The following is an 8,827-nucleotide window of genomic DNA, read 5'->3' on the forward strand; positions in this document are numbered from 1 at the left end:
GGCGCCGCCACGGCACCGGCAGGGGGCCGGCGCTGATACGGTCGGCCGACGTGGGGGAACACTACTTCGCCGAACGGCCCGGCGCCGCCGGCCGCAGGCGCACCGTCGACCTGGTCCTGCCCGACCTGCACCTGAGGCTGGAGACCGACAGCGGCATGTTCTCCCCCGACCGCGTCGACCTCGGCACCCGCGTCCTGCTGGAGACCGTCCCCCCGCCCCCGCAGCACGGCGACCTCCTCGACCTCGGCTGCGGATACGGCCCCATCGCCCTCACCATGGCTAGCCGCTCGCCGCAGGCGAGGGTTTGGGGTGTGGATGTGAACCGGCGAGCGCTTGCGCTCGCCGGGCAGAATGCCACCACCAGCGGCCTTGACAATGTAAGGTTCAACCTGGGGGAGGAGATCGACCCTGGCCTTCGCTTCGCCGCGATCTGGTCCAACCCCCCGATCCGCATCGGCAAGCCCGCCCTCCACGCCCTCCTCCTCACCTGGCTCCCCCGCCTCACCCCCACCGGCCTCGCCCACCTCGTCGTCCAGAAGCACCTCGGCTCCGACTCCCTCCAGCGATGGTTGAACGACCAGGGCTTCCCCACCGAGCGCATCGCCTCCCGCTCCGCCTACCGCGTCCTGCGCGTCTCCCCCGCCGAAACCGGCTCCCCCGCCACCGAAGGGCCGGGCGACGCGACCGGCCACCCGACCGCAGGCCCGCCCCCCGGCGACGCCCCGACCAGCGCCCCCACCGGCGCGCCCGACCGCACGGAAGGCCCGTCCCGATGAGCACCCAGCAGCACGACCAGCCCGCGCAAGGACGCAGGCAGCTGCGCCCCACCGACGTCAAGCGCCTCAACCGCGACTGGCGCCGCCGCACCGGCGGACGCCTCGGCCTGCTCGTCGAATCGGTCACCCAGCCGTTCAACATCGGCTCGATCATCCGCAGCGCCGCCGTGTTCGGCGTCGAGCACCTCTGGCTCGCCGGGAACGCCACATCTCCCGACCACCGCAACGTCAGCAAGACCGCCCTCGGCACCGAGCGGCTCGTCCCCTGGGAGCACGCCGGAACCCCCGCCGAAGCCGCCGCCGCCGTCCGCGAACAGGGCATGCGCCTCGTCGCCGTCGAACTCACCACCGACGCCGTCCCCCTCCACGAGGCGCCCCTGGACGGCGACGTCTGCCTCGCCGTCGGCGGCGAGGACCACGGCTGCTCCCCCGCCCTGCTCGCCGCCGCCGACGCCGTCACCTACATCCCCCAGATCGGACGCGTCGGCTCCCTCAACGTCGCCGTCGCCACCGCCGTCGCCCTCGCCGAAGCCCGCCGCCGCGAATGGGCCCACTGACCCCGCCACCCCGTCCCGCCCCTGTCCTCTCGTCACATCGTGCGGGCTATCGTCGGGTCGGACATCCTCACCTACGCTGACGGACGCGGCCGTCCTGGACGGCCTCCCGCGCGCGACTCCGCCTCCCGCGCTCGCAGGGCCCGATCCGGGCACCGCGTGTCGCAGCCGTCGGCCGCGCATATCCGCCCGGTGGACGCCTCCTCCCCGTCGAGAGCGGCCAGGGGTCGGCGCGCGTTCCGGTGTCTTGGTGAGGGCGAGGCTCGCGGCGATCGCACGGATGGTGGCCGCCGCCCGGAGGTCGGCCAGAACCAGAAACATGCCGGTCGTGGTCTGTTGAGACCGGCGCCGGCTGCTGCGGACGGGCGCTCCTGGAGGGCTGTCCCCGCAGTGCCCGTCTCTCCGCACCAGGTCCCGGCTCCCCGAGTGGGTGACGGCGCGCGCGTCGTTGACGGCGGTCGGGCGGCTGCGCCCGGCGCGTCTACGTAGTCCAGGAACGTTCTGCTCCGGCTCGCGCGCAGCTAGCATGATCACCGTGCTGTTCCTTCTCCGTGCCTAGGACGTCCCGGCCGCTCCCCCTCCCACGGTGCGGCGTCCCACGTCCCTGCACGCCTTCCCCCCGGCCTCCGCCGTGGGGTTCCCCTGAGGTACAGCACTCGTGCCAGCGTCCTATGCGTCCGTCCTTCGCGCCCCGCACGTCCTTCGCACCTTCGGGCCTGCTCTCTTGGGCCGCCTGTCCTACGGGACGGTCTTCCTCTCCCTCACCCTCGCCCTGACCTCCGCCACCGCCTCCTACAGCACCGCCGGCGCGATCATGGCCTTGTTCGCGGTGACGGTCTCCGCCCTGACCCCGCTCCGGGCGGCCCTCGTCGACCGGCACGGCCTCCGGCGCGTGCTCCCCGCGCTGACTTGCGCTTACGCCGTCGCCTTGGCCGCGCTCGCCGCCACGACGTGGCGTCCCGGCGTCCCGGCCTGGGCGCTGGCCCTGCTCACCGCGGCCGCCGGTGCCGCCGCGCCGCCGCTTGGTCCCGTCATGCGGACGCTCTGGCACGGCCTCCTGCCCGGCGGTCCGCTCGTCGCCCGTGCCTACAGCCTCGACACCGTCGCCGAAGAGCTCCTCTACGTCGCCGGGCCCCTGCTCGCCGGCCTCGCCGCGCTCCGCTCGCCCTCTCTCGGCATCGCCCTCAGCGCCGTCCTGATCGTCGCGGGCACCGTGGGGATGATCACCTCCCCGGGCGCTCGTCCGCGCCCGGGGACGCCCGTCTCAGCGCCCGGACGGCCCGGACCGGCCGGACGTGCGGCGCCGCCCGCCGCAGCCGCCACAGCCGCGGCGACGATCGGAGTCACGACCGGCGCCCTCGGCCTCCTCGCCGTCGCGTTCACTCGCGCGCACCACTGGCCCGCTGCCGTCGCCTGGATCGAGGCCGCGCTCGCCATCGGCAGCGCCCTCGGCGGCCTCGCCTACGGCACCCGAACCTGGAGGGCGTCCCCACGGACGCGGTTGGGCCTGCTCGTCGGCGCTGTAGGGCTGTCGCTCGCTGCGGCAGGCGTGGCCCCGTCCGTCCCCGGCCTCGTCCTCGCCGCCTGGGTCAGCACCGCGCTCAACCTCGGCACGTCCGCCGGGACCGCCGCCATCGGCCCCCTCCTAGAACGTCTGCCCCTGCCGCTCTGCTTCGCCGTCGCGGCGGCCCCCGCCCTCCCCGCCGCCCTGTACCTGCTCGCGAGCGTCCGGACGACCCACCCCAGCCCGCCCAGATGACCAGGGGTTATTCACGCTGCCAGCCAGGCATTCCAGCTCAGGACGGCCGTCAACTTGGGCGGATTGAGGGCGTAGCGGGGGTGCAGCCGGATTACGGCAGCAAGGGGCCGCGGGCTCAGTGCTGGCGGTCAGGGTGATCGGCTGCGGCCAGGTCACCATCGACCTGGCCGCTCCCGACCCGACGCTGATGGCGCTCAGCGGTCACGCCGGCATCCGTTCGGCTGGCGATCTATGAGTCGGTGAAGTCGGCTCGGTGGTCGGCGGCCCACTGCGCGAGGGTGCGGCCCGGCCGTCCGGTCACCGCGGTGACCGGACGGGGGACGTCGGGGACGGTGAGGGTGTCGTGCCAGTAGTCCAGCAGCATCTTCAGCACGGGCTCGGGAATGAACCGGGCGGTCTCGGCCCGGAACTCCTCGGCCGTGATCTCCACCAGCGGGATCTCCCGGCCGAGCGTCCTGCCGATGATCGCGACCTGCTCGGAGCGGGTCAGGGACTGCGGGCCCGTGAGCGGGATGGCGTCACCGAGGTGGTCGTCGCCGAGCAGGGTCTGGGCGGCGGCCTCGGCGATGTCGTACTCGTGGATCGGGGCCTGTGCCGATGCGAGGTAGGGCGCCCGGATCGGTGCCCCGGAGCGGATCTGCCAGGCCCAGGAGAGCAGGTTGTTGGCGAAGGTGCCGGGCCGCAGGATCGTCCAGGCGTCGGTGCGGTCGGTCACGGCGGTCTCGACCGCGGTGTGGTGGAGCTGGCTGGCCGAGCCGTGGTCGCGCGGGAACTCCTGGGCGGCGGCCAGGGAGGACAGGACCGTGAAGCGGTGTACGCCGCGGGCCGTGGCCGCGTCGAGGAACGCCTCGACGCCCTGGGCGGGGAAGACGAAGGCGCGGTCGACGCCCTCGAAGACCTCCGCCGCGAGCGTGCCGGCGTCGGCCAGGTCGCCGGCGACGACGTCGACTCCGGCCGGCAGGTTCGCGTCGCCGGGCTTGCGAGTCAGCGCGCGGACGGCGGTGCCGCGGTCGAGCAGGGTCGTGACGAGGTGGCGGCCGACGGCGCCGGTCGCACCGGTGACAAGGACGGTCAAGGCGAACTCCTGGGTATCACGGCCGGTCGATCCGGCGTGACGCCCAATCTAGGGACGGTTCAGGGCATTTTCTGTCCGCAATTCTCCTAGGGTTGGCGAGTATGTCGGAGTACAGCACGACCGAGCGGGCGCTGCGCCTGCTGGAGCTGCTGCAGGCCCGCGGGTCCTGGAGCGGCGGGGAGCTCGCCGGCCGTCTCGGCGTCGACGGCCGCACGCTCCGGCGGGACGTGGTGCGGCTGCGGGGGCTCGGCTACCACATCGAGGCGCGCCGCGGCCCCGAGGGCGGCTACCGGCTGTCCACGGGCGGCGACCTGCCACCGCTGGCGTTCACGCCGGACGAGGCGCTCGCCGTGGCCGCCGCCCTCGCCTCGTCGGCCGCCAGCGGTGCCGCGGGCGGGGGCGAGGTCGCGCTCACCGCCCTGGCCAAGATCGAGCAGGTGATGCCCCAGGCGGTGCGCCGACGGGTGCGGGCGCTGCGCTCCTCGGTCGCCGTCGGCGGCACGCCGAACGCGGTGGCCGGCGCGTATCCGGCCCCGATCGACACCGGGGTACTGGCAGCGCTGTCGCTGGCATGCCGGGACGCCGAGCGGGTCCGGCTGCGCGTGATGAGCACCGAGGGCGCCGCCCCCGGCCGGGAGTCCCCCTGCCACGTCGAGCCCGCCGCCCTGGTGCCCCGCCAGAGCCGGTGGTACCTGGTGTGCCGCGACCTCGACCGCGGCTGGCGGGTGCTGCGCGTCGACCGGATCACCGGGGCGTCCGCGACGGGCGTGCGCTTCCACCCGCAGGAGGTCCCCGGCGGCGACCCGGTCGCGTTCGTCGCCGGCCGGCTCGGCGCCCCGCCCCGGACGCACACGGCGACGATCCTCATTCACGCCCCGATCGAGCAGGTGCAGGCGTACATGGGCGGCTTCGCCGCCGACTTCTCCCCGACGACGACCGCCGCGGGCCAGGCGGCGACGCACTGGCGCATCGCCGACGTGCGCCTGGAGGTCCTCGCCGGCGGCCTGCTCTGGGTGCGATGGCCCTTCGAGGTGATCGACTCCCCCGAGCTCGCCGACCTGCTGCGGGACCGGTCCGCGGCCTTCGCCTTCGCGGCCGACCCGCACTGAGACCGCACCGGCGACGCCGATGTCGCGGGTCTCCGATGCCTTTCCGACAACCAGCCGGGCTCCGCTCGGCTGGGGCTCGTCCGTGACGGCGGGCTTCTTGCTGAATCGGCAACGGGATTCGCCAGACCGGCACCTCGTCACCGACCATCGGTTCCAGCGAAGGGAGACATGATGACCGACCACACTCACGCCGCCCACCCGTCCACCACCGAGAGCGGCGGAAGCGCCGCGGACGCCGCGTTCTGGGACGCCCGCTACGCCGAGAAGACCCAGATCTGGAGCGGACAGCCCAACGCCGTCCTCGTCCAGGAGGTCTCCGACCTCGACCCGGGCACGGCCCTGGACCTCGGCTGCGGCGAGGGCGCCGACGCGGTGTGGCTCGCCCGGCGCGGGTGGCGCGTCACCGCCGTCGACATCTCCCAGGTCGCCCTCGACCGCGCCGCCGGCCACGCCGCCGACGCCGGTGTCGCCGACCGGATCGAGTTCCTGCGGTGCGACCTCGGCGAGACCTTCCCGGACGGGCAGTTCGACCTGGTCTGCGCGCAGTTCCTGCACTCCCCCACCGACATGCCCCGCGAGGAGATCCTGCGGAGCGCCGCCGCGGCCGTCGCCCCCGGCGGCGACCTCCTCATCGCCGGGCACGCCAAGTTCCCCGAAGGGGCCCACGAGGACCACCACGACATGCACCTCCCGACGCCGCAGGAGGTCCTCGAATCGCTCGGGCTACCCGACGGCGAGTGGGAGGTGCTGCTGTCGGACGAGCACGAGCGCGTCCACACCTGGAACGACGGGACGTCCGTCACCCGCACCGACAACGCCCTCCGGGTCCGCCGCCGGTGAGCGGCCCGGCTAGCGGGCGCCCCGCATCAGCGCCGCGAACTCCTCCAGGGACACCTTGCCGTCGTGGTTGGCGTCGGCCGCCACGACCACCTCCACCGCGCGCGTGTCGGTGATGTCCTGACCCAGCGCCTTCATCAGGTTCTTCAGCTCGGCCGTCGAGATGTAGCCGTCGCCGTCGGCGTCCACGAGCTCGAACGTCGCGCGGTACTCGTCCACGTCTGCCATCGGGGGGGTCCTTCCAGGAGCTTGGTTTGTCGAGGGCCGACCGTAGCAGTTGGGGTGTCACCACCAGCGGCCTTTACGCAGTAAGGTCAGTGCGGAGGCGGCGCTCCGCCATAATCGGACGGGTGCGCCGCTCGTACGAATTCCTCGACCACCCCGGCCCCATCCCGTTCGCCCACCGCGGCGGCGCCGGCCGGCCCGAGAACTCCATGGCCGCCTTCCAGCGCGCCACCGACCTCGGCTACCGCTACCTGGAGACCGACGCCCACGCCACCGCCGACGGCGTCGTCGTCGCCTTCCACGACCGGACCCTGGACCGCGTCACCGACCGCACCGGCGCCATCGCCCGCCTCCCCTACGCCGAGGTCGCCAAGGCCCGCATCGGCGGCACCGAGCCCGTCCCCCGCCTGGAGGACGTCCTCGGCTCCTTTCCCTCCGCCCGCGTCAACATCGACCTCAAGGACGCGCCCGTCATCGGGCCCCTCGCCGAGACGCTGCACCGCACCAAGGCCTGGAACCGGGTCTGCATCACCTCCTTCTCCACCCGCCGCCTCGCCCAGATGCGCGCCCGGCTCCCCATGTACACCGACCGCGACGTGTGCATGGCGCTCGGCCCGCGCGGCCTCATGGCGCTGCGCGCCAAGTCCTACGGCGGGCCCACCGCCAAGCTCGTCCGCCTCGCCGCCACCGGCGTCGCCTGCGCGCAGGTCCCCTACGGCCTCGGGCCCGTCCCCTTCGTCACCGAGGCGTTCGTCGAGGAGGCCCACCGGCTCGGCCTCCAGGTCCACGCCTGGACGGTCAACGAGCCCGCCGTCATGGAACGCCTCCTGGACATCGGCATCGACGGCATCATGACCGACGAGCTCGTCGCCCTCCGCCACGTCATGGCCGCCCGCGGCCTGTGGCCCCGCCCCCTGCCGAGCGACGGCCCGCCCCCGGAGGACCGGCACGGCGAGTCGCCGGACCGCTAACCCGGGACGTCAGACCAGCCCGGCGTCGTGCGCCAGCAGCGCGATCTGCGTCCGGTTGTCCAGGTCCAGCTTGTCCAGAACGTGCGACACGTGCGCCTTCACCGTCGCCACCGTCATCCGCAGCTCCGCCGCGATCTCGGCGTTGCTGCGGCCCCGCGCCACCGCGACCACCACCTCGCCCTCACGGGGGCTCAGCACCGCCAGCGCCGCCCGCGCCCGCTCGTAGGCGCCCGCCTGCCCCGCCGCCCGCTCCATCAGCCGCCGCGTGATCCGCGGCGACAGGATCGGGTCGCCCGCCGCGACCTGCCGGACCGCCTGGACGATCTGCGCCGGCGGCGTGTCCTTCAGCAGGAACCCGCTCGCGCCCGCCCGCAGCGCCCGCAGGATGTTCTCGTCCGCGTCGAACGTCGTCAGCACGATCACCTCGGGCGGGTTCGCGCGCCGCCGCAGCCGCCCGGTCGCGGTGATCCCGTCCACCCGCGGCATCCGCAGGTCCATCAGCACCACGTCGGGACGGTGCGCGTCGGCCGCCGCGGGGACCTCGTCGCCGTCGGCCGCCTCCCCCACCACCCGGATGCCGTGGACGCCGTCCAGCATCATCGACAGGCCCGCGCGCACCAGCGCGTCGTCGTCCACGACCAGCACGCGGAGGGGACGGTTCACGCCGGCCATGGTAGCGAGGCCCGCAGCCGGAACTCCCCCGCCGCCGCCTCGTGGTCGAGCCGCCCGCCCGCCAGCCGGACCCGCTCGGTCAGCCCCACCAGCCCCGTCCCCGCGCCGGGCACGAGCGGCCCCCGCCCGTCCGCCGCCAGCGGGTTGCGGACCTCCACCACCAGCCGCCCGCCCGGCCGCCCCTCCACCGCCACCCGCACCGGACGGCCCGCCGCGTGCTTGCGGGCGTTCGTCAGCCCCTCCTGCACCACCCGGTACGCGGTCCGCCCCGCCACCGGAGGCAGCCCGCCGCCGTCCACCACCTCATCGCGCAGCTCCACCCGGTCCCCCGCCTCGCGGGCCTCCTCCACCAGCCGGGGCAGGTCCGCCAGGACGGGCTGCGGCCGCGCCCCGTCGACACCGGCGCCGAGGCCGTCCGCGTCCCGTGTGCCGTCGTCGCGCAGCAGCAGGATCACGTCGCGCAGCTCGTCCAGGGCCTGGTGCACCCCGGCGCGCACGACGCCCGCCGCCCGCGCCAGCTGCTCGGGCGGCGCGTCCGGACGGTACTCCAGCGCCCCCGCGTACGTGGCCAGCAGCGACAGCCGGTGCGCCAGCACGTCGTGCATCTCCCGCGCGATCCGGGTCCGCTCCAGCATCCGCGCCTCCGCCACCCGCCGGCCCTGCTCGGCCTCGGCGCGCCGGGCCCGCTCGTCCAGCGACGCCACCAGCGCCCGCTGCGCCCGCATCAGCGCGCCCCACCCCGCCAGCGCCCCGTACCCGGCGGTGATCAGCAGCAGCCACCAGCCGTAGGAGATCCCCCCGCTCGGCCGCCACAGCCCCTGGACCGCGTGCGCCGCCACCCCCGCCGCC

9 protein-coding genes and 1 pseudogene are annotated in these 8,827 nt (G+C 74.7%); 6 read left to right on the top strand and 4 right to left on the bottom strand.

The window, feature by feature from the left end; translation table 11 throughout:
* Positions 1-50: 50 nt before the first annotated feature.
* From E1300_RS16150 to E1300_RS16160, 3 genes and pseudogenes are all read left to right on the top strand, one after another.
* Positions 51-650, top strand: a pseudogene (locus E1300_RS16150) (class I SAM-dependent methyltransferase); the annotation flags it as partial.
* 122 nt (positions 651-772) lie between these two features.
* Positions 773-1,333 carry a TrmH family RNA methyltransferase gene (locus tag E1300_RS16155; protein WP_131757816.1) on the top strand — a complete coding sequence of 187 codons (561 nt, stop codon included), beginning with the start codon at positions 773-775 and terminating at the stop codon, positions 1,331-1,333.
* 721 nt (positions 1,334-2,054) lie between these two features.
* Entirely contained in the window at positions 2,055-3,089 is a 1,035-nt protein-coding gene (locus E1300_RS16160; RefSeq protein ID WP_207399770.1) for an MFS transporter, read from the top strand.
* Positions 3,090-3,318: 229 nt separating this feature from the next.
* Here the strand turns inward: E1300_RS16160 and E1300_RS16165 are convergent, their stop codons facing one another.
* Positions 3,319-4,164, bottom strand: coding sequence for an SDR family oxidoreductase (locus tag E1300_RS16165; RefSeq protein WP_131757818.1), 846 nt, complete (start codon positions 4,162-4,164; stop codon positions 3,319-3,321).
* A 101-nt stretch (positions 4,165-4,265) separates the two neighbouring features.
* On the opposite strand from E1300_RS16165, the gene E1300_RS16170 reads away from it, so the two are divergent.
* Both E1300_RS16170 and E1300_RS16175 read left to right on the top strand, forming a co-directional pair.
* Positions 4,266-5,273: a helix-turn-helix transcriptional regulator gene (locus tag E1300_RS16170; RefSeq protein ID WP_131757819.1), complete on the top strand. Its 1,008-nt coding sequence runs from the start codon at positions 4,266-4,268 to the stop codon at positions 5,271-5,273.
* A 171-nt stretch (positions 5,274-5,444) separates the two neighbouring features.
* The gene (locus E1300_RS16175; protein ID WP_131757820.1) at positions 5,445-6,113 is read left to right on the top strand and encodes an SAM-dependent methyltransferase; all 669 of its coding nucleotides are present in this window, start codon (positions 5,445-5,447) and stop codon (positions 6,111-6,113) included.
* Between the two features lie 9 nt (positions 6,114-6,122).
* Here the strand turns inward: E1300_RS16175 and E1300_RS16180 are convergent, their stop codons facing one another.
* Positions 6,123-6,338 (bottom strand): EF-hand domain-containing protein, encoded by a 216-nt coding sequence (locus E1300_RS16180; protein ID WP_131757821.1) that lies wholly within the window; start codon positions 6,336-6,338, stop codon positions 6,123-6,125.
* 122 nt (positions 6,339-6,460) lie between these two features.
* Here E1300_RS16180 and E1300_RS16185 point away from each other — a divergent pair, with 122 nt between their 5' ends.
* Entirely contained in the window at positions 6,461-7,306 is an 846-nt protein-coding gene (locus E1300_RS16185; protein ID WP_131757822.1) for a glycerophosphodiester phosphodiesterase family protein, read from the top strand.
* A 9-nt stretch (positions 7,307-7,315) separates the two neighbouring features.
* On the opposite strand, the gene E1300_RS16190 is transcribed toward E1300_RS16185, so the two are convergent.
* Positions 7,316-7,978 carry a response regulator gene (locus E1300_RS16190; RefSeq protein ID WP_131757823.1) on the bottom strand — a complete coding sequence of 221 codons (663 nt, stop codon included), beginning with the start codon at positions 7,976-7,978 and terminating at the stop codon, positions 7,316-7,318.
* The coding region (locus E1300_RS16195) for a sensor histidine kinase (RefSeq protein WP_131757824.1) at positions 7,966-8,827 on the bottom strand (862 nt) is incomplete at its 5' end. The genes E1300_RS16195 and E1300_RS16190, both read right to left, overlap by 13 nt.

Source organism: Actinomadura fibrosa, from assembly GCF_900659615.1.
GTDB lineage: Bacteria > Actinomycetota > Actinomycetes > Streptosporangiales > Streptosporangiaceae > Spirillospora > Spirillospora fibrosa.